At 53.0% G+C, this 547-nt stretch carries 1 protein-coding gene; it reads left to right on the top strand.

All coding sequences use genetic code 11. The features are described 5' to 3' along the window. Positions 1-415 (top strand): transposase (locus GXY01S_RS16850; protein ID WP_156470360.1); only part of this gene is annotated, 415 nt, incomplete at its 5' end. Positions 416-547: the final 132 nt, after the last annotated feature.

Raw genomic sequence — 547 nt, 5'->3', positions numbered from 1 at the left:
TCGGAAATACCGGTTCATCCGCAAATGGAAAACAACGCATGCCGCTGCCAGTGATGGCGCGCGATTGAGAGAGGGGCTTCTGGATAAAACCAATACGGCCTCAAGTGTCTGGGCCGACACGGCCTATCGCTCAAAAGCCAACGAAGACTTCATGGAAAAGCAGGGCTTTGTCTCCAAGGTTCATCGCAAAAAGCCGCATCTCAAGCCTATGCCCCGGCATATCCAGAAATCAAATGCTGGAAAGTCGGTCATCCGCTCGCGTGTCGAGCATGTCTTTGCCGATCAGAAGTCACAGACGGGGCTGTTTGTCCGGACTGTCGGTATCAGTCGAGCCACCATGAGGATCGGGCTCGCCAATATCGTCTACAATATGCGCCGCCTCCTCTTCCTCGAAAGATTGAACGCGAGCGCATAGCCATCCAGCGAGAGACAACTCCCAATCTGCTCAAAACGCAGACTGGACGCCATCGCAAAAATCGTCAATCAAATCGCCAAAACCCAGAAATTACCGGCCAAGCACATCAATCAAGGGTTCTTCGATCCCTCC

The organism is Komagataeibacter xylinus NBRC 15237 (genome assembly GCF_001571345.1).
GTDB lineage: Bacteria > Pseudomonadota > Alphaproteobacteria > Acetobacterales > Acetobacteraceae > Komagataeibacter > Komagataeibacter xylinus.
Note: the sequence above shows the minus strand (reverse complement) of the source record. Positions and strands in the feature narration are given on the sequence as shown.